Source organism: Kitasatospora sp. NPDC056138 (genome assembly GCF_042264695.1).
In the GTDB taxonomy this organism is placed as follows: Bacteria; Actinomycetota; Actinomycetes; order Streptomycetales; family Streptomycetaceae; genus Kitasatospora.
In genome coordinates this window covers 43,149-70,129 of sequence record NZ_JBHJVK010000008.1, presented here as the reverse complement: position 1 = coordinate 70,129, position 26,981 = coordinate 43,149, and the positions used below count along the sequence as shown (strand labels likewise).

Below are 26,981 nucleotides of genomic sequence, written 5' to 3'. Positions count from 1 at the left end.
GCGCCGCCCCGGCAACCCTCGCGCCCTCAGCCCCGGCTCAGCCCCCGGCCGGATCGGGCAGTCCGGTGACCACCACGGTCACCCTGGTCCCGGGCGCCAACTCCCCCGCCACGGCCAGGTCGTGGACCGCCAGCAGGGTCTTCGCCACGTACCGGCGCTCCACCGGCACCCCGTGGCGCCGCTCGAACTCCACGGCGAACGACTCGACCTCGGCCGGGACCTTGCCGTAGCCGCCGCCGTGATGGCCGTGGTGGATCCGCCAGTTGCCGAACTCCCGGCCGTACGCGGCCCGGTGGAGTCCGGCCACCTCGTCTTCCAGGTAGCCCTCGCCGCGCAGCACGGCCACTCCCAGCGCCCGCGCACCGTCGGGCAGCCCGGCCGCGATCCCGGCCAGCGTGCCACCCGTGCCGACCGGGCAGCAGAGCAGGTCCCGGCCCCCGAGCGCGGGAATCTCCGCCGGGATCTCCGCCGCGCCGCGCACCGCCAGGGCGTTGGACCCGCCCTCCGGCAGTACCAGGCAGCGCCCCCAGCGCCGCAGCAGCTCCCCGTGCTCGCCGTGCTCCCCGCCCACCAGCCCCCGGTACGCCGAGCGGGAGACGAACTCCAGCTCCATCCCGGCCTCCTCGGCCACCCGCAGCGACCAGTTGCGCGGTGCCGCCGCGAGCTCGTCGCCCCGGATCACGCCCACCGAGGCCAGCCCGAGCGCCTGCGCGGCCGCCGCCACCGCCCGTACGTGCGTGGAGTACGCCCCGCCGAAGGTCAGCAACCTGGTGTGCCCGTCGGCGACGGCCCGCGCGAGGTTCGGCGCCAGCTTGCGCCACTTGTTGCCGGGGACGGCCGGATGCGCCAGGTCGTCCCGCTTCAGCCGCAGCTCGACGCCTGCCCGGGCGAGCGCCGGGTCGGCCAGTACCTGCAGCGGGGTCGGCAGGGCGGCGGGGGTGAGCATCCGGCCAGCATACGGAAGCGGCGCCCCGGCTCGGCGGCTCAGGCCTTCCGGGAGGACTGGAGATGCGCGAAGACCACGACGTTCTCCGTGTAGTCCTTCAGCTTGCGGTCGTACGAGCCGCCGCAGGTGATCAGGCGCAGCTGGGCGTCGGGGGTGTCGGCGTACACCTCGTTGTCCGGGAACCCGTTCTTCGGGAAGGTCTTCACCGCGTCCACCGCGAAGACCGCCACGGTGCCGTCGGCCCTGGTGATCTCCACGGTGTTGCCGGGGGCCAGCGTGTACAGCATCAGGAAGACCGCGGGCCCCTTGGTGGTGTCGACGTGCCCGGCGAGCAGCGCGGCGCCACGCTCGCCCGGCGTCGGGCCCCCGCGGAACCAGCCGACCAGGTTGGGGTCGTCGGGGCGCGGGACCTCCAGGGCGCCGGCCGCGTCCAGGCCGAGTTCGGAGAAGGGGGCCTCGACGGCCAGCTGCGGGATCCGGATCCTGGTCGGCTTGGACCGGGCCAGTGCGGGCACCGCGTTGCCCGGTGCCGCCGGCGCCTTCGCAGCGGGCCCCCCGACGGCGGCCGAAGGCGCGGCGACCGACGGCGCGGCGGCTCCGGCCACGGCGGCCGGCGGTTGGACGGGCACCGTGCGCTGGTCCACGGACTGGTAGATCACCACCAGCCCGAGCACCGCCGCGCACATCGCCCATCTGAGGAGTCGCGGACTGCTGTCCCTGCTGCCCGGGTTCTGCTGCTCGGGCTCCGTCGGAGCCGTCCCGTCGGCCATCGGCGTTCGCACCTCTCTCTCGTCTGCTCCGGCCCGGTCCGGGAAGGCCCCCGGAGGCCGGGACGTGTCCGGGATCCGGCGTCCTGGCCCGGCCGCGGCCGGACTCCTCGACGCACCGTCGTGGCCGACACCACCAAGGCGCCGGCCACGACGGGCGGGAACTGCCGAGTCCTCAGATCGTGACGCCCGCCGCCCTGCGGCGGCGCAGGGCGTACGCGCCGAGACCCAGGCCGCCGCCCAGCAGCACCACGCCGGAGGCCAGTCCGCCACCGGCGAGCGCCAGACCGCCGCCCCCGGTGTGCACGCCACCGCGCGGCCTGCGCCCCTCCTCGTGGGCACCCGCGCCCCCCTTGTGGCCGTCGCCCTGGTGCTCGCCGCCGTTGCCCTCGTCCCCCCGACGGTCGTACTTCCCGTGCCCGCCCTGGCGGCCGTCCTCGCGGTGGCCGTCCTCGCGGTGGCCGGCCTTCTGCCCGTCGTTCCTGGCCTCGTCCCTTCCGTCCTCGTCCTTCCTGGCGCCGTCCTTCCGGCTCCGCTCGTCCCAGACCTGCTGGTCCTCGACGGCTGCCGGACCGCCCTGGGCCGCCTGTCGCCCCGACGGAGAACCTGGGCTGCCCGCCGCGTGGACGGCGGGAGCACCGAGTGCGAGGACGGCGGCGACGACCGGCCCGGCGATGAGGGTGGACTGCGCGCGCATGAGGCTGGTCCTTCCGGCGGGTCCGGACGACAGCCGATTCGGTCACCGGCTCAGGAATCGCGGACTCACGCTTCCATCACCGTCAGTCACCGGACGACCACTCGCCACCGCTGGCTCGCATCCGGGTGAGCATCCGGCCCGCCGGTCGGAGCCACGCCCACGGATGGCGGATCGCAGCTGACTTCGATTCAGCTGTTGGGGTGGCACTCGGCGCCGGAGCGGCCTCCACCTGCGTGGCGACGACGGGGCCGAGGGAGACATCTCGCCATGCTGTCACATCATCAGATGATCTCTCGGAGGCTGCTTCTGAGCATCGCCGGGGTGACCGTGCTGTCCACCGGCGCCTGCGGCCCACCGGCCGGAACCCCGAGCGACGCCTCGCGCTCCGGGGCGCCCTCCGATGCCCTTCCGGCCGCCGGGACGCCTGACGGGGCGTCGGCCGCACACCCCGCCCCCGCCGCTTCCCGGGCCGGCTCCCCGGCAGCCAACCCACCCGGTCCGCCCCCCGCCCCCGCGAAGCCGCGGCCGGTCACCGATCCGCTCCTGGAGCTGGACACCTCGGAGCGGATGATCGCCCTCACCCTCGACGACGGCCCGCACCCCACCCACACCCCGGTCGTCCTGGAGCTGCTCCGCAGCCACGGGATCCGCGCCACCTTCTTCCTGATCGGCGAGAACGCGGCCGAGTACCCCGCGTTGGTCCGGGCCATCGCCGGCGAGGGCCACCACATCGGCAACCACACCTGGACCCACCCCGACCTGCGGCACCTGCCCGAGGCCCGGGTCCACGACGAGCTGGAACGCACCTCGGACCTGCTCCAGGGGCTCTCCGGCAGGCCCGTCACCTGGTTCCGCGCACCCGGCGGCGACTGGGCGGACGTCACGCTGCGGGCCTGCGCGGAGCTCGGGATGCGGCCGATGGGCTGGTCCGTCGACCCGCGCGACTGGGACACCCCGGGGACTGCGCAGATCACCAGCCGGGTACTGGAAGCCGTCCGTCCCGGCTCGATCGTGCTCAACCACGACGGCGGCGGCGACCGCTCCCAGACCGTCGACGCCCTGCGCACCTACCTGCCGACCCTGCTCGCCGACGGCTACCGCTTCACCGTGCCGCAATGAACCGGGACCACTGCGCTAGGCTGACCGCCGAAGTCTCCTGGGGAGGGGAACTCGGTGCACGGAGGCACGGGGGAAGCGACTCGGCCGAAGCGGAAGCCGCGACTGGTTCCGGTCGGCGCGGTACTGCTCGGGGCGGGAGCGGCCCTGCTGTTCGGCGCCTGGCTGGTGTCCGGGGCGGGCGGCGGCCCGGAGTCCGGAGCCCCGAACCACCGGCCGGGCCAGAGCGCCTCCGCGACGGCCTCCGCAACCGGCTCCCCGGCCGGCGGCGCACCGTCCGCGACGGCGTCACCGGCGCCGTATGTGACGCAGATCGTCGTGGTGACACAGTCCGCCGACAAGAACTCGGACGAGGGCGACTCCGTGGCGGCGGTCATCACGGCCGTCGCGGGACTGATCACCGCGGTCGCCGGCAGCATCACCATGGTCGTCGGGGCCCTGCGCCGGACGCCCGCTCCTGCGGCGCCGTCCGCTCCGGCCACCGGGCCGGACGCGTAACGAGCACCGGCTCGCGGGGACGGGCCTCCCGTGACGGATCGTCAATCGACTGCCCGCAGGGTGCTCCCGGACGGGTGAATCTCGGCCTGTCGGGCCTCGATCGGGCACTGCCTGCTCTACAGTTCATCCAGGTGAGCCCTGGCTTTCCGGTGGGGCGGGTGGGACTCGAACCCACGACCAAGGGATTATGAGTCCCCTGCTCTAACCGGCTGAGCTACCGCCCCGGCTCGCCGTGCGGCCGGGCGCGCCCGGTGCAGCAGCAGACGGCCCCTCAGGGCCGTCCCCGGCAGCATAGCTGGTCGATCAGCCCTGATGCGCGCCCGGGGCCGCATCCGAGTACAGCGGGGTGCGTGCCTCCCCCTCCGGACGCCCTGCCGTGGCGGCAATCCGCCCGATGGGTGAGGCTGGGAAGTCGGCACGGGGCAGTTCGGGTGACCTCGGTGACACAGGCGGACCAGGGCGGTGGACAGGTGGCGGTTCCCGGACGGATCGGCTTGCGGGCATGCGCGGCCGCCTGTGCCTTCGGGCTGGCGGCGACCGGGTGCGGGGCCTCCTCGCGCCCGGCACAGACCGCACCCCCGTCCGGCAGCCGGGCTGCAGCGAGCACCGGCGGCACCGCAGCCGCCCACGGCTGGAGCCGCGAGCGTCTGCTCGCCGCGATCGCCAAGCACCCCGGCACCACCCACACCGCCCGGGCCACCCCGTCCAACGCCCAGGTCGGCGCCGTCTTCACGCACGACGCGACGGGCGACCACTTCTGCACCGCCAGCGTGGTCGACAGCGCCGGCCAGAACCTGATCGTCACCGCCGCACACTGCGTCTACGACCCGGCCACCGGGCAGCGCAGCGACCTGGTCTTCGTCCCGGGCTACCGCAACGGCGAGGCTCCCAACGGCGTCTGGCCACTGACCTCGGTCACCGTGGACCAGAGCTGGAAGGACGAGGGCGACGAGGACATGGACGTGGCCTTCGCGATCGTCCAGCCGCAGAACGGCCGACAGATCCAGGAGGTGCTCGGGGCGAGCACGCTGGGGATCGACAAGGGCTACCAGCTGCCCGTCCGGGTCACCGGCTACCCCAGCAGTGACGACGCCCCGATCACCTGCGCCAACAACACCACCGAGCAGAGCCCCACCCAACTCCGCATCGCCTGCCCCGAGTACACCGGCGGCACCAGCGGCAGCCCGTGGATCACCGAGCTCGACCCGAAGACCAGGACCGGCGTCGTGATCGGCGTGATCGGCGGCTACCAGCAGGGCGGGGACACTCCGGACGTCTCGTACACCAGCTACTTCGGCAACCGGGTCCGGGCCCTCTACGATCGGGCCACCGGCTAGCGCGCCGGGCTCCCCGCCTGGTAGATCTTGCTCCCGACCCCGTCCTACGACGGGCCCTGGGGAGAGAGAGACCGGTTCATGGCACGCGTACGGCAGTCCGACGGCACGGCGACCCGGCGGGGTTCGTCCTCCGGGCCCGCTGCGGTGCTGGCGGTCCTGCTGGCCGCCACCGGCTGCACCCCGGTCTCCGGCGCCACGGCCGACGGCAACATCCCCTCCTCCCGGCCCGCCCCCGAGAACGACCTCAGCAAGCGGATCGGCGCGCTCTTCGTCGGCGACGTGGACGGCCAACGGGCCTGCACCGCCAGCGTGGTGGACAGTCCGCACCGCAATCTGCTGGTGACCGCGGCGCACTGCGTCTACACCAGCGAGCTCGGCCGGATCGACAACCTGGTCTTCGCACCCGGCTATCGCAACGGCCAGGCTCCGTACGGGACCTGGACACTCGACTCGATCACCACGGATCCGCACTGGACCACCGACGAGGACCCCGAGTACGACGTCGCCTTCGTCACCGTGGCCCCCGTGGGGGGCAAGGAGATCGAGGACGCCCTCGGCGGCAACACGATCGCCACCAACCAGGGCTTCGACCTCCCGGTCTCGGTCACCGGCTACCCGAACGACCACCAGGACCCGATCACCTGCTCCGCGTCCACCAAGAAGCTCACCGACACCCAGGAGCGCTTCGACTGCTACGGCTACACCAACGGCACCAGCGGCAGCCCCTGGCTGACCTCGGCGGGCAAGGTGATCGGCGTGATCGGCGGCTACCAGCAGGGCGGGGACACCGACGAGACCTCGTACAGCATCACCTTCGACGACCGGGTCGCCAAGCTGTACCGGAAGGCCATCGCGTAGCGGCGACTCCCTCGCCGGCCCCCTTCCGGACCGCTTCCAGGCCGCTTCCGGACCGCTTCCGGCGGGGAACAGCGGGGAACGGCGGGAAGGAACGACCGGGAAGAGCAGTGGGGGAAGAAACGGCCGGGGAAACACGAAGGCCCCCCGGTGACCGGAGGGCCTTCGCTCTGCGCTGCTCACCTCAACTACGGGTGAAGCTCCCCCAATTGGACTCGAACCAATAACCTGCCGATTAACAGTCGGCTGCTCTGCCAATTGAGCTATGGGGGAATGTACACAGCCGGGCGGCCGTTGGCGGGCCGTCCGAGCTCCCCCAATTGGACTCGAACCAATAACCTGCCGATTAACAGTCGGCTGCTCTGCCAATTGAGCTATGGGGGAATGAGCTTCCGCCTCGATCTCCGGGATCCTCCCGGCCCTCTCGGCGCTCGCTGCGGGACATACATTAGCGCACTCAGGGGGGTGGTCCGCCAATCGATATGCCGGGCCCCTCCCGGCACCCGCTCCGGCGCGCCCGGCGCGCGGCCGTACCGCCCCTCGGGGGATGCTGGTGCACGGCGGGCGCGGCTGGCCCGGACCCGCCACTGCCTGGGCGGTTCACCGCCGGGCAGGACGGGTAGGGCAACGCGGCAGGAACCGCGAGGAAGGGTGGAGGCCGAGCATGTGGAAGGTGACATTGATCGTGGGGGTCGGGCTCGGGTACGTCCTGGGCGCGCGCGCCGGACGGCAGCGCTACGAGCAGATCGCCAAGACGGCCCGGCAGATCGCCCAGAACCCCCGGGTCCAGGACGTGGCCGGCAAGGCCAGGCACCAGGCGGGTGCGGCGGCCGGCAAGGCCGCGGGCGCCGTGGCCGACCGGGTCGGCGACCGACTGCCCGACGCGCTCACCGACCGGGTCCCGTACCTGAACCGGCACCGCGCCGAGGACGACAGCTGGGGCACCGTCCGCCCGTAGTCCCGGGCCGGCCGGGCCGGCGGCCCGCAGCGCGGCCGTCGGGGGCGCTGCGGGCCGCGCGAGCCGCCTGAACCTCCCGGTCGGCCGGTCGCGGTGGCTCCCGCCCCTCGGCGGCCGCCGGGCGGCGGAGCGCCGTACCGAGTGGGCAACACTTGGGTGGGCGGGCTCCGGGAGGGGGCCCGACTGAGGCATGATCTCGACATGGCCATCGTCGCGGGGATCGACAGCTCCACCACTCGCACCAGGATCGTCGCGTGCGACGCCGAAACCGGCGCCGTCCTGCGGGACGGCCGGGCACCCCATCCGCTACCGGAGGGCGCGGACGCCCGAACCACCGAGACCGATCCGCAGAACTGGCTTCACTCGCTCGGTGAGGCGGCCACCGGCGGGCTGCTGGAGGGCGTCCGGGCGATCGGCGTCTCGGCTCAGCAGCACGGCCTGATCGGTCTGGACGCCGGCGGCGTCCTGGTCCGCCCCGCACTGCTGTGGAACGACCCCCGGTCGGCCGGTGCCGCCGCCGCACTGATCGACGCGCTCGGCGGCCCCGCCCCGTGGGTCGAGGCGATCGGCTCCGTCCCGCTGCCGACCTACACCGTCGCCAAGCTCCGCTGGCTGGCCGAGTTCGAACCGGCCTCGGCGAAGCGGGTCGCCGAGGTGCTGCTTCCGCACGACTGGCTGGTCTGGCAGTTGCTCGGCCGCCACTCCAAGCGCCGCACCACCGACCGGGGCGACGCGTCCGGCACCGGCTACTGGTCGCCGCTCACCGGCGAGTACCGCCAGGACCTGGTCAAGCTCGCCCTCGGCCACGAACTGCGGGTACCCGAGGTGCTCGCCCCCGCCGAGCCCGCCGGACACACCCCCGAGGGCCTGCTGATCTCCGCCGGCACCGGCGACAACATGGCCGCCGCACTCGGCCTCGGACTGCTCCCCGGCGACGCCGTGGTCTCCCTCGGCGGCAACGGCACCATCTTCGCGGTGCACGACCAGGCCGTGATCGACACCTCCGGCGCCATCTCCTCGTACGCCGACGCCACCGGCCGCCACCTGCCGATGGTCGGCACCCTCAACGCCGCCCAGGTGCTGCGCTCGATGGCCGCCATGCTCGGCTGCGACCTGGCCGGGCTGAGCGAGCTGGCCCTGCAGTCCTCGCCCGGCTCGTTCGGCCTGGTGCTGCTGCCGTACCTGGACGGCGAGCGGACACCCAGGCTGCCGCACGCCGCGGGCACCCTGACCGGACTGCGCGCCGAGTCGATGGCCCCGCAGCACCTCGCCAGGGCCGCCGTCGAGGGCATGCTCTGCAACATCGCGGACGCCCTGGACGTACTGCGCGCCAAGGGTGTCGCCGTCCGCCGGGTCTTCCTGCTCGGGACGGTCGGGCGGCTGCCCGCCGTCCGGGAGATCGCGCCGATGGTCTTCGGCCTGCCCGTGGTGATACCGCCGGCCGGTGCCCATGCCGCGCGCGGCGCGGCCAGGCAGGCCGCCTGGGCGCTGGCCGGAACACCCGAGCCGCCGCAGTGGGAGCTGCCCGAGGCGACCGTCCACTCCCCTGACCAGGAGCACGACCTGGCCGTCGGGCGGGCGGTCCGCCAGCAGTACGGCACCGTCCGGGAGCAGGTGCACCCCGAGACCAAGGCCGACTAGGCCCGATCCGGGCGGTCGGGCCGGGGCCGGTGCCCCGGTCGGCCCCGCGCCTCCCGACAGAGGAGGTGCGACCTGCTCCGCAGCGGCCGGGTGCGGCCCTGAGGCCGCCACCACGGGCGGCTCCCCGGGCGCCGGGCGTCCCGCTCGGCCGGGGCGCCGGGGCCCGGCGTGTTGCGGGTACTCCGCCGGTCGGCGGTGGCAGCGTGGGACATTCCGGCACTCCAGACGCTCTGGTGAAGGGATGTCTCCGCATGGCGCTGCACAAGGGGAACGGCGAGGACCGCCGACTGTCCGTCAGTCCGCTGTCCGGGGCGGCCGATCCGCTCGGCTCGATGCAGCTGGCCCCGCCGCTGCACCGGCTGCCGGACGGTCCGATCCCCCCGCCCAGCGCGTACCAGCTCATCCACGACGAGCTGATGCTGGACGGCAACGCCAAGCTCAACCTGGCCACGTTCGTCACCACGTCGATGGACGAGTACGCGACCAGGCTGATGGCGGAGTGCCTCGACAAGAACATGATCGACAAGGACGAGTACCCGCAGACCGCCGAGCTGGAGCGGCGCTGCGTGGCCATGCTGGCCGACCTCTGGCACGCGCCCGACCCGGACCAGGCGATCGGGTGCTCCACCACCGGTTCCAGCGAGGCGTGCATGCTGGGCGGCCTCGCGCTCAAGCGCCGCTGGATGCAGCGCAATCGGGAACGGTACGCGGCGGGCGCCCGCCCCAACCTGGTGATGGGCGTCAACGTGCAGGTCTGCTGGGAGAAGTTCTGCAACTTCTGGGAGGTGGAGCCACGGCTGGTGCCGATGAGCGGCGAGCGGTTCCACCTCGACGCCGAGCAGGCGGTGGCCCACTGCGACCAGGACACCATCGGCGTGGTCGGCGTCCTCGGCTCGACCTTCGACGGTTCCTACGAACCGATCGCCGAGATCTGCGCCGCCCTGGACGAGTTGCAGCAGCGCACCGGGCTCGACGTGCCGGTGCACGTGGACGGCGCCTCCGGCGGCATGGTGGCGCCCTTCCTCGACCCCGAACTGCTCTGGGACTTCCGGCTTCCCAGGGTCGCCTCGATCAACACCTCCGGCCACAAGTACGGCCTGGTGTACCCCGGGGTCGGCTGGGCGCTCTGGCGCGACCACGAGGCGCTGCCCGAGGAACTCGTCTTCAGGGTCAACTACCTGGGCGGCGACATGCCGACCTTCGCGCTCAACTTCTCCCGGCCCGGCGCCGAGGTGATCGCCCAGTACTACACCTTCCTGCGGCTCGGCCGTCAGGGCTTCCGGTCCGTCCAGCAGGCCTGCCGGGACGTCGCCGAGCACCTGTCCGCCGGGATCGAGCGGTTGGGCTGCTTCCGACTGCTCACCCGGGGGGACCAGTTGCCGGTCTTCGCCTTCACCACCACCGAGGACGTCCCGTTCGACGTCTTCGACGTCTCACGGCGACTGCGCGAACGCGGCTGGCAGGTCCCCGCGTACACCTTCCCGGAGGACCGGACCGACCTGTCCGTCCTGCGGGTGGTCTGCCGCAACGGCTTCTCGCACGACCTGGCCGACCTGCTGCTCTCCGACCTGACCCGGCTGCTGCCCGAACTCAAGCTCCAGCCAGGCCCGTTGGCCGACCTCGGGATGCCGCAGCGGACGGGTTTCCACCACTGAGCCGACGACGTGCCGGCCGAGGCCGGCGGCACTCAGTCGAGGTAGCCGCGCAGCTGGTCGGCGAAGGCGTGGCCGCGCAGCTTGGAGAGGGTCTTGGACTCGATCTGGCGGATCCGCTCACGGGTGACGCCGAAGAGGTTGCCGATCTCCTCCAGGGTGCGCGGCCGCCCGTCGTCCAGCCCGTAACGGAGCTGGACCACCTGGCGCTCACGCTCGCCCAGGGTGGCCAGAACCGCCTCCAGGTGCTCGCGCAGCAGCAGGAAGGAGGCGTTCTCCACCGGCGAGACGGCGTCCGCGTCCTCGATCAGGTCGCCGAGCGCGACATCGTCCTCCTCCCCCACCGGGGTGTACAGCGAGACCGGTTCCTGGGCCAGCCGCAGCACCTCGCGCACCCTGGCCTCGGGGAGCTCCAGCACCGAGCCCACCTCGGCCGTGCTGGGTTCCGCCCCGCGCTCCTGCAGCAGCGCCCGCTGCACCCGCAGCACCCGGTTGATCAGCTCCACCACGTGCACCGGCACCCGGATCGTCCGCGCCTGGTCGGCGAGCGCCCGGCTCATCGACTGCCGGATCCACCAGGTCGCGTACGTCGAGAACTTGTAGCCGCGTGCGTAGTCGAACTTCTCGACGGCCCGGATCAGGCCGAGGTTGCCCTCCTGGATCAGGTCGAGCAGGGTCAGGCCGCGGCCGACGTACCGCTTGGCGACCGAGACCACCAGCCGGAGGTTGGCCTCGATCAGGCGCCGCTTGGCGAGCCGGCCCAGCAGCACCAGGTGGTCGAGCTCGTCGGTGAGGGTGTCCGCGGCCCTCGCGACGCCGGGCGCCGGTCTCGGCGGGCCGGCCGGGGCGGCCGTGGCGGCGCGGCGGTCCAGCGCCTCCTCCGCGAAGAGACCGGCCTCGACCTGGCGGGCCAGCTCCACCTCCTCGGCGGCGGTGAGCAGCCGGATCCGGCCGATCTCGCGCAGGTACTGGCGGAGCAGGTCGGCGGCCGGGCCGGTGTCCTCGTCCGGGGCCGGGGCGAGGTCCTCGGTCCCGGACGGCAGGTCGGGTGCGTCCGGGAGATCCGGCGGGTCCGGTACGTCGGGCGCGTCCGGGAGGTCCGGCGGAGCGGGCAGGCGGGGGGTGTCCGGCAGCCCGGCGAGGGCCTCGGGGCCGGCGGTGTCGGGGCGGGCGTCCGGCGAGCCCTGCACGGGCACCCGGGCTTCCTCGGTCGGCGGGGCGGCGTCCCGGCCGTGACGGATGCCGTCCTCGAACATGACGGCCTGACGCACAGTGGCAAGCTCCACGGGCATCCCTTCAAGGGCCGCGCGCGGCTCATGCGGAGAACCGCGCCACACGGACTGGGATACCCACCAGTGTGGGGTACGCCACACTCGGCGGCCGAGAGGCGGGCGGCGACTTTCTGCCCCCGTGTCGAGCCACCTGTGAGCGCAGCGCAACCCTCGGGGCCCCGGGGCGCCCCGCACGGGGCGGGGCGGACGGCCGGAGCGGGTGCACGGTGGGACCGCCGCAGACCCGCTCCCCCGGCAGGCGCTACAGCCCCGCCGCACCCTTGTTGCGGAGCTGCTGGGCGTACTGCTGGAGGGCCCACAGCTCGCCCTGGACCGGCCCGAGCTCCTCGGTGGTGGCGCGGTCGCCGAGGCGCCGCAGGTGGGCGCGGACCTCGCTGACCCGCCGGTCCACGGCCTGCAGCCGCAGCTTGACCAGGAACTCGCCCGCGTAGATGGCGTCCGGCGCCCGCCGGGTGCGCAGCGGCTCGACGGTCAACTCGGTGACCAGGCCGCGGACTTGGTCGTCCGGACTGGCGTCGCGCACGACGGCGGTGAAGTCCTGGAGGCCCGCCCCGTAGGTTGCGCCGCCGGCCTGGCGGACGGCGCGGCGGACGGCGGTGTACGGCGGGGTCGGGAACTCGTCGTCGCCGTAGTTGTCGAAGGCAGGGCTGACCAGTTCGGGGTGCTGGAGGGCGAGTTTGAGCAGCTCGCGCTCGACGAACTGGGCGGGATCGCGGGGGTTCAGCCGGTGGACCGGGCGCGGCGGTTCGACGGGCTGCCGGCTGTCGGGGCGACGCAGGGCCTGGCCGCGCGGCTGCTGCTGGTTCTCACGCTGCCAGCGGGCCAGCTGGCCGACCCGCCGGACGACGAACTGCTCGTCCAGGATGCCCAGCATGCCCGCGAGCTGGACCGCGTACTCGTGCTGGATCGAGCGGTCCTTGATCTTCACGATGATCGAGGCCGTCTCCTCCAGTGCGGCGGCACGGCCCTCGGCGGTGTCGACCCGGTGCCGGGCCACGGCCGAGCGGAGGGCGAACTCGAAGAGCGGGACGGGGTGTTCGATGAGTTCGCGGACGGCGTCGTCGCCCTTGGCGAGGCGCAGTTCGCACGGGTCCATGCCACCGGGGGTGATGGCGATGGAGGTGCGGGCGGCGAACTTCTGGTCGTCCTCGAAGGCACGCAGGGCGGCCTTCTGCCCGGCCGCGTCGCCGTCGAAGGTGAAGACGGTCTCGCCGCGGTAGGTGGAGGTGTCCATCAGCAGCCGACGGATGATCTTGATGTGGTCCTCGCCGAAGGCGGTACCGCAGGTGGCCACCGCCGTGGTGACACCGGCGAGGTGACAGGCCATCACGTCCGTGTAGCCCTCGACCACCACGGCCCGGCCGCTCTTGGCGATCTCCTTCTTGGCCAGGTCGATCCCGTAGAGCACCTGGGACTTCTTGTAGAGCGGGGTCTCGGGGGTGTTGAGGTACTTCGGACCGTTGTCGTCCTCGCGCAGGCGGCGGGCGCCGAAGCCGACCACCTCGCCGGCGGTGTCGCGGATCGGCCAGACCAGCCGGCCCCGGAAGCGGTCGATCAGGCCGCCGCGCTGCCCCTGCGAGGCCAGGCCGCCGACCAGGATCTCCTTGTCCGAGAAGCCCTTGCCGCGCAGGTAGCGGACCAGGTGCTCCCAGCCCGCCGGGGCGTAGCCGACCCCGAAGTGGGAGGCCGCGGCCTCGTCGAAGCCGCGCTCGGCCAGGAACCGGCGGCCGATCTCGGCCTCCGGCGAGCCCAGTTGCTCCTGGAACCAGGCGGCCGCCACCTTGTGCGCCTCGACCAGCCGGGTCCGCTCGCCCTGCTGGTGCCGGGGGCTGTAGCCGCCCTCCTCGTAGCGCAGGGTGATGCCCGCCTGGGCGGCCATCCGTTCGACCGCCTCGGCGAACGAGAAGTGCTCGATCTTCATCAGGAAGGAGATCGTGTCGCCGCTCTCGCCGCAGCCGAAGCAGTGGAAGACGCCCTTGCCCGGGTGGACGTAGAAGGAGGCCGACTTCTCGTCGTGGAACGGGCAGACGCCCTTGAGCTGCGCACCGCCACCGTTGGCGAGCTGAACGTAGTCGCCGACGACCGCGTCGATGGGCAGCGCGTTGCGCACCGCCTGCACGTCCTCGTCCCTGATCCTGCCTGCCACCCCGGAAGTCTACGGCCCCGGCGGCTCGAACCGGCTTTCGTTTATCTCCCCTCCACCAGGCGCGCGTGCAGGGCGAGCGCGGAGGCGTCGGTGAGCGTGGCGATCTGGTCGATCACGGCGCGCAGCGCCGCGCGGTCGTCGTCGGCGTCCTCGTGGAGCGCGGCGAAGACCGGGTCGAGACCGTGCGGGGCGGTGGCGATCAGGCGGTCGGCCAGCTCCGCGATCACGATCCGCTGGCGGGAGCGCAGCTGAGCCTGCTCGTCCCGCTGCATCACGTACCGGACGGCGACCGCCTTCAGCACCGCGCACTCCAGCCGCACCTCGCGCGGGACCACCAGCTCGGCGGCGTACCGGGTGAGCGGACCGGGGCCGTACCGCGCCCGGGTGGCCTGCTCGGCGGCCAGGCAGAACCGGCCGATCAGCTGGCTGGTGAGGTCCTTCAGCCCGGCGCGGGCGCGGGCCGAGCCGTCGTACCCGCGCGGCCACCACTCCTGCCCCTGGAGCCGGTCGAGTGCCTCGCCGAGCTCCTCGGCACCGGCGTCCCCGGCGTACCGCTCGGCGATCTTGAACAGTTCGGTGCGCTCCTCGGCGGAGCGCAGTGCGGCCGGGTCGATGTGGCCGGCCTGGAGGCCGTCCTCGACGTCATGGGTGGAGTACGCGACGTCGTCGGACCAGTCCATCACGGTGGCCTCGAAGCACTTGCGGTCGGCGGGAGCGCCGCTGCGCAGCCAGCGGAAGACCGGCAGGTCGTCGGCGTAGACCCCGTACTTGGTCGAGGCCGGGTCGGTGGGGTGGCCGCCGCGGGCCCACGGGTACTTGGTGGCGGCGTCGAGCGCGGCGCGGGAGAGGTTGAGGCCGACGCTGCGGCCCGGCCAGGGGGCGAGCCGGGCGGGCGGCTCGCCCGCCGGTGCGAAGCGCTTGGGCTCCAGGCGGGTGAGGATGCGCAGCGACTGCGCGTTCCCCTCGAAGCCGCCGCAGGCGGCCGCCGCCTGGTCGAGCGCCTCCTCGCCGGTGTGGCCGAACGGCGGGTGGCCCAGGTCGTGCGCCAGGCAGCCGGTCTCCACCAGGTCCGGGTCGCAGCCGAGCGAGGCCCCGAGTTCCCGGCCGACCTGGGCGCATTCGAGCGAGTGGGTCAGCCGGGTGCGCGGGAAGTCGCTGCGCATCGGGGCGACCACCTGGGTCGTGCCCGCGAGCCGGCGCAGCGCGGCGGAGTGCAGGACGCGGGCGCGGTCGCGCTGGAAGGCCGTGCGGCCGGGCCGCTTGTCGGGCTCGGGCACCCAGCGGGCTCCGGCGGACGGGTCGTACCCCCACGCACCGTGGCGGGGCGGGACGGGGCGCGAGGCGGCGCGAGGCGGCGCGACGGGTTGCGGCGCGTCCGGGCGGGACGCGCCGGGCTGAGACGGATCGTTCGGAGCGGAGCGGTGCGCGGTGTCGTCCATATGCGTGTCACCGTACGCCGCCGGACCGACATTCCTCTGCCCCGCCGCGCGTCGCCCGGCGCCACCGCCTGCGCTGCCGCTCGCACCGGCGGCGGCGGTGGCGGTGGCCGTCGCGGCGGCTCAGGCCGGAGCATCCGTACCGTCCGGCCCCACCGTGGGCGAGGGCACCGGGGCCGCGTCGGCGGTGCTTCCCGGAGCCGCCGGGGTGGGGACGGCAGCCGCAGGACGGTCCGGAGGGGCGCCGACCCGGCGGGCGGCCCTACGCGGCGAGCGGCACCGGGTGCGCGAGGGCGGACGCGTAGCGCGCCAGGATCAGCCGGGCCAGCGCCGGGTGTGCACCGAGCGGTTCCGCGGCGAGCCACGCCCCCGGCGTGGCACAGGCCAGCCGGGCGAAGTCACCGGGCGCGGTGAAGTAGCTCGCCACGGCGACCCGTTGGTGCCCCTCGGCGGTCAGCGCCGCCACCGCACCGGCCACGCCGGACCCGCAGGTCAGACCCGCCGGCCGCACCGGCACCCCGAGCCTGGCCGCCAGCAGCCGGGCCTGGCGCTCCGCGTCCGCCGCCGCGTCGGGGTCGCGCGACCCCGCCGTGGCCAGCACCACCGCGGCCCCGCCCCCGGCCCGCCAGCCGGCCTCCGCCAGCCGGTCGTGCAGGACCTCCGCCAGCACCGGATCCGGCCCGAGTGCGCCGGTCACCACCCCGTCCACCTGCGGCGCGGCGGCCAGCGCTGCGGGAACGTCCACCTTGACGTGGTACCCCCGGCCGAGCAGCAGCGGCACCAGCACGGCCGGACCGCTCAGCTGCTCCAGCACCTGCGCGAGGAGCGGTTCGCTCGACCCCAGGCAGCCGAGTCGGACGTCCAGCCCCGGCCGGGCCGCGCGCACCAGTCGGGCCAGCCGCCGCAGCTCGGCGAGCGCCGCCGGGTCCCGCGACCCGTGCGCCACCAGCACCAGTACGGGTCGCGGCGAATCCACATCCTCACTCATGGCGCCAGCCTGCGGGACTCCTGTTTCCCGGTGGTTGCCCCGCGGTCACAGGCGGTTTCCCCGGCCTCACGGCCCACGGACGCGGACCGTGACCGCCGGCCTCCCGGGTACGGACTCCGGCGCGGCGCCGTCACAACCGGGGTGCCCGGCACCCGGTCCGGGCCCGGGTGGACGGCAGGCCGGTGGCCGAGGTCTCACAGACCGCTCCGGTGCGGCGTGAGCCCGGCGTGCGGGGGCCGTAACGCACGGGCCGCGCCGGGGAAACAGCCCCGGGGCAGCTTGGGCGGTATGAGCGAGAGTGCCGTTGAGACCCACTGTCCGTACTGCGCGCTGCAGTGCGGGATGGGGCTGCGCAGGGTGGCGGGCGCCGAGCCGGTCGAGGTGGTGGAACGGGCGGGGTTCCCGGTCAACCTGGGGGCGCTGTGCGGCAAGGGGGCCACCGCGGCCGCCGTGCTGCGCCCCGGGGTCCGGCTGACGTCACCGCTGGTGCGCTCTGCCGACGGGGAGCTGCGGCAGGCGAGTTGGGCACAGGCGCTGGAGCGGATCGGCGACGCGCTCACCACCACGGCACGGACGCACGGCCGGGACGCGGTCGGGGTGTTCGGCGGTGGCGGGCTGACCAACGAGAAGGCCTACCTGCTCGGGAAGTTCGCCCGCGTCGTGCTCGGGACCTCGACGATCGACTACAACGGCCGGTTCTGCATGTCCTCGGCCGCCGCGGCCGGCACCCGCGCCTTCGGCGTCGACCGGGGGCTGCCGTTCCCACTGGCGGACATCCCCCGGGCCGGCTGCGTGGTCCTGGTCGGCGGGAATCCGGCGGAGACCATGCCGCCCTTCGTCCGCTATCTGCGCGAACTACGCGAGAACGGCGGCCGGTTGATCGTGGTCGACCCACGCCGGACCCGGACCGCCGAATCGGCCGACCTGCACCTGGCACCGCGCCCCGGCACGGATCTCGCCCTGGCGCTGGGCCTGTTGCACCTGGCGGTCGCCGAAGGCCGCACGGACGAGCGGTTCATCGCCGAGCGCACCACCGGCTGGGAGGAGACCCGGGCGGCGGCGATGGCGCACTGGCCCGAACACGTCGAGGCGGTCACGGGGGTACCGCTTCCGCAGCTCCGCCGGGCCGCGGCGGTCTTCTGCGACGCCACCTCGGCGATGGTGCTCACCGCGCGCGGCCCCGAACAGCACGCCAAGGGCACCGACACGGTCAGCGCCTGGATCAACCTCTGCCTCGCCACCGGCAACGCCGGCCGCCCGTACGCCGGTTACGGCTGCCTGACCGGCCAGGGCAACGGCCAGGGCGGCCGCGAGCACGGCCAGAAGGCCGACCAGCTGCCCGGCTACCGGAAGCTGGACGACCCGGTGGCGCGCGCCCATGTCGCGGCCGTCTGGGGCGTGGACCCGGCGGCCCTGCCCGGCCCGGGGCGCAGCGCGTACGAGCTGCTGGACGCGCTCGGGCAGGAGGTGCACGCGCTGCTGGTGATGGGGTCCAACCCGGCAGTCTCGGCACCTCGTTCGGCACGCATCGCGGACCGGCTGCGCGCGCTGGACTTCCTGGCGGTCTGCGACGTGGTGCTCTCCGAGACGGCCGCCCTGGCGGACGTGGTGCTGCCGGTCACCCAGTGGGCCGAGGAGACCGGCACCCTGACCAACCTGGAGGGCCGGGTCATCCTGCGCCGCAAGGCGGTCGACCCGCCGGAGGGGGTCCGCAGCGACCTGGAGGTGCTGCACCGGCTGGCCCGGCGGCTCGGCCACCCGGACGGCTTCCCGACCGACCCCGAGGAGGTCTTCGCCGAGCTGCGCCGGGCCTCGGCCGGGGGCACCGCCGACTACGCGGGCATCAGCTACCGGCGGATCGCCGCCGAGGACGGGGTGTTCTGGCCCTGTCCGTCGCCCGGGCACCCCGGCACGCCACGGCTGTTCCTGGAGCGCTTCGGCACCGAGGACGGCCGGGCCAGGTTCACCCCGGTGCAGCACCGCCCGGCGGCGGAGGAGCCGGACACCGAGTTCCCGCTGCGGCTGACCACCGGACGCGTGCTGTCGCAGTACCAGTCGGGGGCGCAGACCCGTAGGGTTCCGGCGCTCAACTCGGCCGCGCCGGGCCCGTACGTGGAGCTGCACCCGCAGCTGGCGGAGCGCCTGGGCGTACGGGAGGGGGAGCCGGTCGCGGTGGTGAGCCGACGCGGCCGGACGGTCAGCCCGGCGCGGGTGAGCAGCGGGATCCGCCCGGACACCGTCTTCATGCCGTTCCACTGGCCGGGCGAGCTCGGTGCCAACGCGCACACCAACCCGGCGCTCGACCCGGTCTCCCGGATGCCGGAGTTCAAGGTGTGCGCGGTACGGCTGGAACGCGCCTGAGCGCCTCCCTGGCGACGTCCCCTCGAGCCGACCCCCGAGCCGCCGCTTGAGCCGACCACCCCTCGATCCGACCCCTCACAGCGGCGGTGCGCCGAGGTTGAGGACGAAGTTCCGCCGGTGAAACCGGCGGCCACCGGCCGGGAAACACCCGCGGACCAGGCTGCTGGTCATGACAGCAGCGACCGACACCCCCGGCACCGCCCGCGTCGTGATCGTCGGCGGCGGGACGGCGGGCCACCGCCTCGCCCGGCAGCTGGCACTGCACGGCGAGCGCGAGGTGCTCCTGCTCGCCGAGGAGGAACACCGGCCGTACAACCGGGTACTGCTCGCCGAGGTGCTGTCCGGCCGGTACCCGCCGGAAGTCGCCGCCCTGGCCCCGCTGCCGCCGCAGGTCGTCCGGCGCCGGGCACGGGTGGTGCGGGTGGACCGGGAGCAGCGCCGGGTGCTGTGCGACGACGGGTCGGCCGTCGGGTACGGCACGCTGGTGCTGGCGACCGGGAGCAACCCGGTGCTACCGCCGCTGCGCGGGCTCTTCGACGAGTCCCGCACCGGACTCGGACGGCATGAACTCCCCGGCGGGGTCTTCGCGTTCCGCACCATGGCGGACTGCGCCGACATCGACGCCCGGCTGCCCCGCAGCAGGCACGCGGTCGTGGTCGGCGGCGGACTGCTCGGCGTGAGCGCCGCGCGGGCACTCGCGGCACGCGGGATCCCGGCTCTGCTCGCCCATCAGGGCGAGCACCTGATGGAACGTCATCTCGACGCATCGGCCGCCGAGTTGCTGCGCACGCACCTGACCGGGCAGGGCGTCGAGGTGCACACCGAGTGCCGGGTCCGCTCGGTACTCACCGACGGGCGCCGGGTCACCGGTGTCGAACTCGCCGACGGCTTCCGGCTGGAGGCCGATCTGCTGGTGCTCGCCGTCGGGGTCCGCCCGCGTACCGGCCTCGCCGGAGCCGCCCGGCTGGCCGTCGGCCAGGGCGTCCTCGTGGACGACCGACTGCGCACCGACGACCCGCACATCCACGCCGTCGGCGACTGCGCCGAGCACCGCGGTGTGGTGTACGGCCTGGCGGGGCCCGCGCTGGAGCAGGCGGACGTACTGGCCCTGGTCCTGAGCGGACAGCCGGCCGAGTACCGGGGCAGCCGCCTGCTCACCCGGCTCACCCTCAACAGCGCCACCCCGCTGGACATCGCCGCCTTCGGCAGGACCGAGCCCACCGGCCCCGAGGACCGGGTGGTCCGGCTGGCGGACGCCGGCCGCCGGACCTACCGCAAGGTGATCGTCCGCCGGACCGAGGACGGCGGCGAGCGCCTGGTCGGCGGCGTGCTGCTGGGCGACCTCGACACCCTCGGCACGCTGGCCCACACCTGGGCGGACGACCAGGACCTCGTCCTGCACCCGCTTCACCTACTGACCGACATCGGCACCACCACCGGAGGGACTTCCCGATGACCACCACCAGGCCCACCGTCCTGCTGGTCGGCTACGGCATGGTCGGCCACCGCTTCCTGGAAGCCCTGGCCGACTCGGGCGCCGCCGACCGCTACCGGGTCGTCGTCCTCGCCGAGGAGCCCCGGCCCGCCTACGACCGCGTGGCGCTGACCTCGTACTTCTCCGGGCGGACGCCCGAGGACCTGCTGCTCGGCGAGGCCGGCTTCCTCGACCGGCACGGCTTCGAGCTGCACCTCTCCTCCCCCGCGGCCTCGATCGACCGGGCCGCCCGCACCGTCACCACCGCCGACGGCCGCTCCTTCGGGTACGACACCCTGGTCCTGGCCACCGGCTCGTACCCGTTCGTCCCACCGGTGGACGGCCGGGACGCCGAGGGCTGCTTCGTCTACCGCACCATCGAGGACCTGCGCGCGATCGAGTCGTACGCGGCCGGGGCGAGGACCGGGGCCGTGGTCGGCGGCGGCCTGCTCGGGCTGGAGGCGGCCGGAGCGCTCAAGGGGCTCGGGCTCGACACGCACGTGGTGGAGTTCGCGCCCCGGCTGATGCCCGTCCAGGTGGACGAGGGCGGCGGCACGGCGCTGCGGCGCACCATCGAGGAGATGGGCGTCACCGTCCACACCGGCGTGGGCACCCGGACCGTCCTGGTGTCCGCCGAGGGCCGGGCCACCGGGATGGGCTTCACCGACGGCAGCGCGCTCGACACCGACCTGGTGGTCTTCTCCGCCGGGGTCCGCCCGCGCGACCAACTGGCCCGGGACTGCGGACTGACCGTCGGCGAGCGCGGCGGCATCGCGGTGGACGAGAACTGCCGCAGCTCCGACGAGCACGTCTTCGCGATCGGCGAGTGCGCACTGGCGGTGGACGGCCGGGTCTACGGCCTGGTCGCCCCCGGCTACGAGATGGCCGCGACCGTGGCCCGGCAGCTGGCCGGCCAGGACCCGACGCCGTTCACCGGCGCCGACCTGTCCACCAAGCTGAAGCTGCTCGGCGTGGACGTGGCCAGCTTCGGCGACGCCTTCGGCAGCACGCCGGGCGCACTCGACGTGGTGTACTCCGACTCGCGCGCCGGGGTCTACAAGAAGCTGGTGGTCAGCCCCGAGGGCGCACTGCTCGGCGGCATCCTGGTCGGCGAGGCCGACCAGTACGCCACGCTGCGCCCGCTGACCGGCACCGGCACCCCGCTGCCCGTCCCCGCCGAGTCACTGGTGCTGCCCACCGCGCTGGCCGCGCCCGCCGCTCTCGGCGGTTCGGCGCTTCCCGACGACGCGGTGGTCTGCAACTGCCACAACGTCACCAAGGGCGTGATCAGGGGCGCCGTCACCGACCAGGGCTGCGGCACCGTCCCCGAGGTCAAGCGGTGCACCAAGGCGGGCACCGGCTGCGGCTCCTGCCTCAAGCTGATCGGGTCGATCGTCACGGAGGAGCTGGCGGCCGGCGGCGTCGAGGTCGACCGGGGCCTGTGCCCCTGCTTCGCGCACACCCGCGCCGAGCTGTACGAGATCGTCCGGGTCCGGGGCGTCACCACCCACCGCCGACTGCTCGCCGAGCACGGGCGCCTGCAGGGCGAGGGCTGCGAGATCTGCAAACCCACCGTCGCTTCGATCATCGCCTCCCTCGCCCCGGACCTCCCCGCCGTCAGCGGCCACATCCTGGACGGCGAACAGGCCGCGCTCCAGGACACCAACGACCACTTCCTCGCCAACCTCCAGCGCAACGGCTCCTACTCGGTCGTTCCGCGCATCCCCGGCGGCGAGATCACCCCCGAGAAGCTGATCGTGATCGGCGAGGTGGCGCGTGACTTCGGCCTCTACACCAAGATCACCGGCGGCCAGCGGATCGACCTCTTCGGCGCCCGGGTGGACCAGCTGCCGCAGATCTGGTCCCGGCTGGTCTCGGCGGGCTTCGAGTCCGGCCACGCGTACGGGAAGTCGCTGCGCACGGTGAAGTCCTGCGTCGGATCGACCTGGTGCCGGTACGGCGTGCAGGACTCGGTCGCCATGGCGATCCGGCTGGAGCTGCGCTACCGGGGGCTCCGCTCGCCGCACAAGCTCAAGTCGGCCGTCTCCGGCTGCGCCCGCGAATGCGCCGAGGCCCGGGGCAAGGACTTCGGCGTGATCGCCACCTCCAGCGGCTGGAACCTCTACGTCGGCGGCAACGGCGGCGCCACCCCCCGGCACGCCGACCTGCTCGCCCAGGACCTCACCGACCAGGAGCTGATCCGCCTGATCGACCGCTTCCTGATGTTCTACATCCGCACCGCCGACCGCCTGGAGCGCACCTCCACCTGGCTGGAACGGCTCGACGGCGGGCTCGACCACCTCCGCGACGTGGTGGTGCACGACTCGCTCGGCCTCGCCGCCGAACTGGAACGGCAGCTGGCCGCGCACATCGCCGGCTACCAGGACGAGTGGGCCGCAACCCTGGCCACCCCGGAGCGGCTGCGCCGCTTCGTCTCCTTCGTCAACGCCCCCGGCGTGCCGGACCCCAGCATCCGGTTCACCCCCGAACGCGACCAGGTCAAACCCGACCTCGCCGTCCTCGCCACGGTCGAGGAGCTGCTCCGCCCCCTCGACACCGCCCCCCGGCTCTCGGAGGCCCGATGACCACCGCTGCCACTTCCACCGCTTCTGCTTCTGCTTCTGGTACTGGCACCGGCACCGGCACCGGCACCGGCACCGGCACCGACCGTGTGGAACTTCGCACCGGCACCGGCTGGACCCCGGTCTGCGACTGGGCGGCCCTCGTCCCCGGCCGCGGCGTCGCCGTCCTGCTCCCGGACGGACGCCAGGCCGCCGTCTTCCGCGACCACCGCGGACGTGTCCACGCCGTCGCCAACCGCGACCCGTTCACCGGTGCGTACGTCCTCTCCCGCGGCCTGCTCGGCTCCACCCCGGACGGCCGGGTCTACGTCGCCTCCCCCCTGCTCAAGCAGCGCTTCGACCTGCTGACCGGCGCATGCCTGGACGACGACACCGTCCGGATCCCGGTCCATCCGGCCCGGATCGGCAGTGCTCAGCCCCCGACCGGACCTGCGTTCCCGGGGCGCAGCGGAACTTCGCGCGACGGTGGGTGAGAAGTTGCCAGGAAGGAGGGCGATTTCCTGTTCGGCAGTTCTACGGTTTCCGGCACCCGCGCGGGTAAGGGTTTCGTCGCGCGGGATGCTCGGGGAGCTCAGGCGCAAAGGGCCCCAGAGAGCGCAGAGGGGCGCGCTCAGGATCGCAGGGCGTGGAGCACCGCAGCCGCCATGCCCTGCTGTCCGGCCGCATTGGGGTGCACCGCCGCCAGCCCGGCCGCCGGGAACGGCGGCTCGATCCAGCGGACCCCCTCCCCCGCGCACATGTCGTGCCCGGCCGACGGCGCGTAGGTGTCCACGTACCCGGCACCGGCCGACTCCGCGCGCTGCCGGAGCATCGTGTTGAGCTGCTGCTCCTTCTCGGCCAGGAAGGCCACGTCCCCGGCCACCACACCCCGGCCCAGCGTCGAGGTACAGCTCGCGGCATCGGACGGCAGCAGCTCCGGGTACCCCACCACGTAGACCCTGGCCTGCGGGGAGCGGCTCCTGACCTGCTGCAGCAGCTCGCCGAGCCGTTGCCCCGCCGCGTCGATCCGCTGCTGCACCTGGTCCTGCCCGTCGGCACCGGTGAAGTGGTTGCGGCAGGGTGAACCGACGGTGTGCGTGCCGGTGAGCCCGGCGAGCAGGCTCTGCTTGAGGCCCTCCTCGGCGCACCGGCCGAGCACGTCCATGAACCCGGCGTCGTTCCCGCCGATCCCGAGCGTGACCAGCCGGGTGGCCGGGGAGAGCGCGTCCAGTTGGGGCTCGTTGGTGCCGTCGGAGGTCCGCTGCGCCTCCGCCAGGTCACGGGTGGTCGCCCCGCTGCAGCTGACGTCGGTGAAGGCCGCCCCGCCCAGGCCGAGCGCCTTCGCCACCAGCGACGGGTAGTTGGCCCCGGAGCGGGAGCACCCGGCCGGGGTGCCGACCTGCGGCGCGATCCGCAGCCCGGCGGTGTACGAGTCGCCAAGCGCCACGTACGGGCCCGCCGGGAGCGCGGTCGCGGCCGTCGCCGAGGCACGCGCGGAAGCCTCGGCCGAATGCCCGGACGCGGAGCCGCCCGCGCTGCACCCGGCGGTCAGCACCAGACCGGCCAGGCCCAGCAGCACTCCCGCACGCCTGATGTCCACACACGCTCCCCCGGGGTTGGCCCCCACCACAGCCGACCGCCCGTCCGGGCGCCTCCGCCCTGGCAACGAACGGCCGTACCCGATGGCTCCCGCACCCGGTGTGACGACGGCTACGCCCTGTGCACCCGCTCCCCCGCACCCGCGCAGGCACGGGACGTCGGAGCGGCACTACTCGGCGCCGCGCTCCTGCTCCGCGAGGAACTCCTCGAAGCGCCGCCCCAGCTCGTCCGCCGAGGGCAGTTCGGCGGACTGGGCCAGCAGGCTCTCGCGGCTCTCCACGCCCGCCACCGCGTCGTACTGGCCCTCCATGCCGCGGATCGCGGAGCGCAGCTCGCCATCGCCCTGGGCCAGCTGCTCCTCGATGTCCGCGTACACCTCGCCGACCCGGTCACGCAGCCCGGTACCGGGCAGCACCAGGCCGCTGACCGACTGGACCGCCTCCAGGATCACCACGGCGGCCGCCGGGTACGCGGACCGGGCCACGTAGTGCGGCACGTGGGCGGCGAAGCCCACCACATCGTGCCCGGCCTGCGCCAGCCGGTACTCGAGCAGCGCCTGCGCACTGCCCGGCACCTGCGCCTGGTCGAACCACCTGGGGTAGCCGGCGGCGAGGTCGACCCGGTTGCCGTGCGGGGTGAGCCCGACCGGCCGGGTGTGCGGGACCCCCATCGGGATGCCGTGGAAGTCGACGGTCAGCCGGACCTCGAAGCGCTCGACCAGCTCGCGCACGGCGGCCGTGAACAGCTCCCACTCGGTGTCCGGCTCCGGGCCGCTGAGCAGCAGGAACGGCGTACCGACCGAATCCCGGACCAGCTGCAGCAGGATCTCCGGCGGCTCGTAGGCCGTCCAGCGGTCGCGGTCGAAGGTCATCACCGGGCGGCGGGCCCGGTAGTCGACCAGCCGGTCGTGGTCGAAGCGGGCCACGATCTGCGGCGAGCCGTGCTCCAGCAGGTGGGCCACCACCTGGCCGCCGGCCTCGCCGGCGTCCATGAAGCCCTCGAAGTGGTGCAGCAGCACCAGACCGGCGGCGTCCGGACCGGCGGCGGCACGGGCCTCGGCCAGCGCGTCCACGCCCTGCCGCTCCAGCTGGTACAGCTCCTTGGGATCACGCACCGCGCACCCAACCCCGTTCCGTCTCGTCGCTCGTCGTCGTCGGACCGACCGGCCTGACCCGCCCCGCCATCACGGGGTACCGAATCCTGCGTTCCGTTCCGGCCGACCGGTTCTTGACCAGTCCAGCGTGCAGCAGCCCTGTGACATTCCCGGATCGCCGAGGATGTGTCAGCTTCGCCCTCGCGCCGCCCTGGCGGGCGGCTGCCGCGCCCGCCCGGACGATCATCATCGCACCACACCGTGAATTCGCAGGTGGGAGCCGCTTCACAGGCCCTGTCGGGGCCGGTCCGACACCCTCCGGACACCCGATTCAGGTGGCTGCGGCGAGCCCCGGCCCGGTACCCCGGACGGCCGCGTGCCGCCGTTCGCGCGCCGCGAAGTGACGCACCGCCTTCTGACGGGTATGGTCCTCTCGCTGCCTCGCATCGCCGCGCCGCCGTCACGCCGTCTGTCACGTCGTGTTCCCGGCCCGGCCAGGTACGCTGGCAGCCACTCCTGAGACACCTTGCCTTCACTTGGCCGCCCGCTTCCCTTCGCGCTCTCATTCCTCTCTCGGCCATCTTTCGGACGCACACTGTCCCTTCTCTCATCCCGCCGGACGCGGTTGTCGACCCGTGCCCGTACGCCGACGTGCTGAGAGATCCCACCTTCGTGCCGCGAACCGGGTACGGAGGTCCCTCCGACCGCCGAAGGACCGAAGGATCCGTGCCCGTACCCGTAACCCTCGTCGGCCGTACCGTGCGGCTGGAGCCCCTCGCCGAGCACCACGCCGAAGCACTGGCCGTGGCCGGAACCGAGGACCGTACAACCTACGCCTTCACTCCCGTTCCGCACGGCCTCGAAGCCGCCCGGGAGTACGTCGGCCGTGCCCTCGCCGATCAGGCCGCGGGCAAGTCGCTGCCGTTCGCCACCGTGAACGTCGCGGACAACCGCGTGGTGGGCTCGACCCGCTTCCTGGAACTGGACTACTGGCAGGGCCCGCTGGTCTGGCCGCCCGTGCCCGGCGTGCCGCACGGCGACCCGCTGCACGCGGTCCCGGATGCTGCGGAAATCGGCAACACCTGGCTCTCCCCGCGGGCCCAGGGCACCGGCATCAACACCGAGGCCAAGCTGCTGATGCTCCGGTACGCCTTCGAGACCTGGCAGGTCCAGCGGATCTCGCTGCGCGCCGACGCCCGCAACATGCGCTCCCGCGCGGCGATCGAGCGGCTCGGCGCCACCAGCGAGGGCGTCCGCCGCGCCCACTCGCGCGGCCTCGACGGGGTCGTCCGCAGCACCGCGTTCTACTCGATCCTCGACGAGGAGTGGCCGGCCGTCCGGGACATCATCGAGCTCCGGATCGCCGCCGCCACTTCGCCGAGTGCTCCCGACCCGGCGATCAACCAGGAGTGCCTTAGACAGGGCTTCCCGCTGATCCAGGTCTGAGCCGGGCCTGAGCCGGGTCTGGGCCGAGCCTGAGCCGAGGTTGGCCTGCCCGTGCCGACCCGGGCCGCGCCCGGCTCCACGCGGGAGGTCCGACCCGGCTTTGCGGCCGGGTCGGACC

The 26,981-nt window shown here is 73.9% G+C and carries 21 protein-coding genes and 3 tRNA genes; 12 read left to right on the top strand and 12 right to left on the bottom strand.

Features of this window, described 5'->3' with window-relative positions; translation table 11 throughout:
• Positions 1-37 precede the first annotated feature (37 nt).
• From ACFC1R_RS08110 to ACFC1R_RS08100, 3 genes are all read right to left on the bottom strand, one after another.
• Complete coding sequence (locus ACFC1R_RS08110) at positions 38-946, bottom strand: 1-aminocyclopropane-1-carboxylate deaminase/D-cysteine desulfhydrase (protein WP_375934568.1); 909 nt, start codon at positions 944-946, stop codon at positions 38-40.
• A gap of 38 nt (positions 947-984) precedes the next feature.
• On the bottom strand, positions 985-1,716 hold the full coding sequence (locus ACFC1R_RS08105) for a class F sortase (protein ID WP_375934565.1): 732 nt from the start codon (positions 1,714-1,716) through the stop codon (positions 985-987).
• A gap of 172 nt (positions 1,717-1,888) precedes the next feature.
• Entirely contained in the window at positions 1,889-2,410 is a 522-nt protein-coding gene (locus ACFC1R_RS08100) for a hypothetical protein (RefSeq protein WP_375934563.1), read from the bottom strand.
• A gap of 285 nt (positions 2,411-2,695) precedes the next feature.
• On the opposite strand from ACFC1R_RS08100, the gene ACFC1R_RS08095 reads away from it, so the two are divergent.
• Together ACFC1R_RS08095 and ACFC1R_RS08090 are read left to right on the top strand one after the other, a co-directional pair.
• Entirely contained in the window at positions 2,696-3,529 is an 834-nt protein-coding gene (locus tag ACFC1R_RS08095; protein ID WP_375934560.1) for a polysaccharide deacetylase family protein, read from the top strand.
• Positions 3,530-3,583: 54 nt separating this feature from the next.
• On the top strand, positions 3,584-4,024 hold the full coding sequence (locus ACFC1R_RS08090) for a hypothetical protein (protein ID WP_375934557.1): 441 nt from the start codon (positions 3,584-3,586) through the stop codon (positions 4,022-4,024).
• Between the two features lie 150 nt (positions 4,025-4,174).
• Here the strand turns inward: ACFC1R_RS08090 and ACFC1R_RS08085 are convergent.
• Positions 4,175-4,248, bottom strand: a tRNA-Ile gene (locus tag ACFC1R_RS08085).
• Positions 4,249-4,464: 216 nt separating this feature from the next.
• On the opposite strand from ACFC1R_RS08085, the gene ACFC1R_RS08080 reads away from it, so the two are divergent.
• Together ACFC1R_RS08080 and ACFC1R_RS08075 are read left to right on the top strand one after the other, a co-directional pair.
• Positions 4,465-5,361 carry a trypsin-like serine peptidase gene (locus ACFC1R_RS08080; protein WP_375934554.1) on the top strand — a complete coding sequence of 299 codons (897 nt, stop codon included), beginning with the start codon at positions 4,465-4,467 and terminating at the stop codon, positions 5,359-5,361.
• Between the two features lie 78 nt (positions 5,362-5,439).
• Positions 5,440-6,219 carry a trypsin-like serine peptidase gene (locus ACFC1R_RS08075; RefSeq protein ID WP_375934552.1) on the top strand — a complete coding sequence of 260 codons (780 nt, stop codon included), beginning with the start codon at positions 5,440-5,442 and terminating at the stop codon, positions 6,217-6,219.
• 197 nt (positions 6,220-6,416) lie between these two features.
• On the opposite strand, the gene ACFC1R_RS08070 is transcribed toward ACFC1R_RS08075, so the two are convergent.
• Both ACFC1R_RS08070 and ACFC1R_RS08065 read right to left on the bottom strand, forming a co-directional pair.
• Positions 6,417-6,489: transfer RNA gene (locus ACFC1R_RS08070), tRNA-Asn, on the bottom strand.
• 38 nt (positions 6,490-6,527) lie between these two features.
• Positions 6,528-6,600 (bottom strand) — tRNA-Asn (locus tag ACFC1R_RS08065).
• A 280-nt stretch (positions 6,601-6,880) separates the two neighbouring features.
• On the opposite strand from ACFC1R_RS08065, the gene ACFC1R_RS08060 reads away from it, so the two are divergent.
• The 3 genes from ACFC1R_RS08060 to ACFC1R_RS08050 all read left to right on the top strand — a co-directional run bounded on the left by ACFC1R_RS08060 (position 6,881) and on the right by ACFC1R_RS08050 (position 10,470).
• Positions 6,881-7,174, top strand: coding sequence for a hypothetical protein (locus ACFC1R_RS08060; protein ID WP_375934549.1), 294 nt, complete (start codon positions 6,881-6,883; stop codon positions 7,172-7,174).
• A 201-nt stretch (positions 7,175-7,375) separates the two neighbouring features.
• Positions 7,376-8,815 carry an FGGY family carbohydrate kinase gene (locus ACFC1R_RS08055; protein ID WP_375934546.1) on the top strand — a complete coding sequence of 480 codons (1,440 nt, stop codon included), beginning with the start codon at positions 7,376-7,378 and terminating at the stop codon, positions 8,813-8,815.
• Between the two features lie 251 nt (positions 8,816-9,066).
• A complete protein-coding gene (locus tag ACFC1R_RS08050; protein ID WP_375934544.1) occupies positions 9,067-10,470 on the top strand; it encodes a glutamate decarboxylase in 1,404 nt (467 codons plus the stop codon).
• Positions 10,471-10,502: 32 nt separating this feature from the next.
• Here ACFC1R_RS08050 and ACFC1R_RS08045 read toward each other — a convergent pair whose 3' ends face one another.
• The 4 genes from ACFC1R_RS08045 to ACFC1R_RS08030 all read right to left on the bottom strand — a co-directional run bounded on the left by ACFC1R_RS08045 (position 10,503) and on the right by ACFC1R_RS08030 (position 16,329).
• Positions 10,503-11,759, bottom strand: coding sequence for an RNA polymerase sigma factor (locus tag ACFC1R_RS08045; RefSeq protein ID WP_375934541.1), 1,257 nt, complete (start codon positions 11,757-11,759; stop codon positions 10,503-10,505).
• A 241-nt stretch (positions 11,760-12,000) separates the two neighbouring features.
• Positions 12,001-13,905: a DNA primase gene (gene dnaG / locus ACFC1R_RS08040; RefSeq protein ID WP_375934538.1), complete on the bottom strand. Its 1,905-nt coding sequence runs from the start codon at positions 13,903-13,905 to the stop codon at positions 12,001-12,003.
• A 41-nt stretch (positions 13,906-13,946) separates the two neighbouring features.
• Positions 13,947-15,344, bottom strand: coding sequence for a deoxyguanosinetriphosphate triphosphohydrolase (locus ACFC1R_RS08035; protein WP_375934535.1), 1,398 nt, complete (start codon positions 15,342-15,344; stop codon positions 13,947-13,949).
• Between the two features lie 259 nt (positions 15,345-15,603).
• Positions 15,604-16,329: a sirohydrochlorin chelatase gene (locus ACFC1R_RS08030; protein ID WP_375934532.1), complete on the bottom strand. Its 726-nt coding sequence runs from the start codon at positions 16,327-16,329 to the stop codon at positions 15,604-15,606.
• 288 nt (positions 16,330-16,617) lie between these two features.
• Here ACFC1R_RS08030 and ACFC1R_RS08025 point away from each other — a divergent pair, with 288 nt between their 5' ends.
• The 4 genes from ACFC1R_RS08025 (at position 16,618) to nirD (ending at position 23,219) form a co-directional block, all read left to right on the top strand.
• The gene (locus ACFC1R_RS08025) at positions 16,618-18,690 is read left to right on the top strand and encodes a molybdopterin oxidoreductase family protein (RefSeq protein ID WP_375934529.1); all 2,073 of its coding nucleotides are present in this window, start codon (positions 16,618-16,620) and stop codon (positions 18,688-18,690) included.
• Positions 18,691-18,859: 169 nt separating this feature from the next.
• On the top strand, positions 18,860-20,146 hold the full coding sequence (locus ACFC1R_RS08020; RefSeq protein ID WP_375934526.1) for an NAD(P)/FAD-dependent oxidoreductase: 1,287 nt from the start codon (positions 18,860-18,862) through the stop codon (positions 20,144-20,146).
• On the top strand, positions 20,143-22,749 hold the full coding sequence (gene nirB, locus ACFC1R_RS08015) for a nitrite reductase large subunit NirB (RefSeq protein WP_375934523.1): 2,607 nt from the start codon (positions 20,143-20,145) through the stop codon (positions 22,747-22,749). The genes ACFC1R_RS08020 and nirB overlap by 4 nt, the downstream gene beginning before the upstream one ends.
• On the top strand, positions 22,746-23,219 hold the full coding sequence (gene nirD, locus ACFC1R_RS08010; protein WP_375934520.1) for a nitrite reductase small subunit NirD: 474 nt from the start codon (positions 22,746-22,748) through the stop codon (positions 23,217-23,219). The genes nirB and nirD overlap by 4 nt, the downstream gene beginning before the upstream one ends.
• Before the next feature lie 137 nt (positions 23,220-23,356).
• Here the strand turns inward: nirD and ACFC1R_RS08005 are convergent, their stop codons facing one another.
• Together ACFC1R_RS08005 and ACFC1R_RS08000 are read right to left on the bottom strand one after the other, a co-directional pair.
• Entirely contained in the window at positions 23,357-24,325 is a 969-nt protein-coding gene (locus ACFC1R_RS08005) for an SGNH/GDSL hydrolase family protein (protein WP_375934517.1), read from the bottom strand.
• Positions 24,326-24,493: 168 nt separating this feature from the next.
• Positions 24,494-25,438, bottom strand: a complete 945-nt coding sequence (locus ACFC1R_RS08000) for a PAC2 family protein (protein ID WP_375934514.1) — start codon at positions 25,436-25,438, stop codon at positions 24,494-24,496.
• Positions 25,439-26,143: 705 nt separating this feature from the next.
• Here ACFC1R_RS08000 and ACFC1R_RS07995 point away from each other — a divergent pair.
• Positions 26,144-26,863 carry a GNAT family N-acetyltransferase gene (locus ACFC1R_RS07995; RefSeq protein ID WP_045305007.1) on the top strand — a complete coding sequence of 240 codons (720 nt, stop codon included), beginning with the start codon at positions 26,144-26,146 and terminating at the stop codon, positions 26,861-26,863.
• The last annotated feature ends 118 nt before the right edge of the window (positions 26,864-26,981 follow it).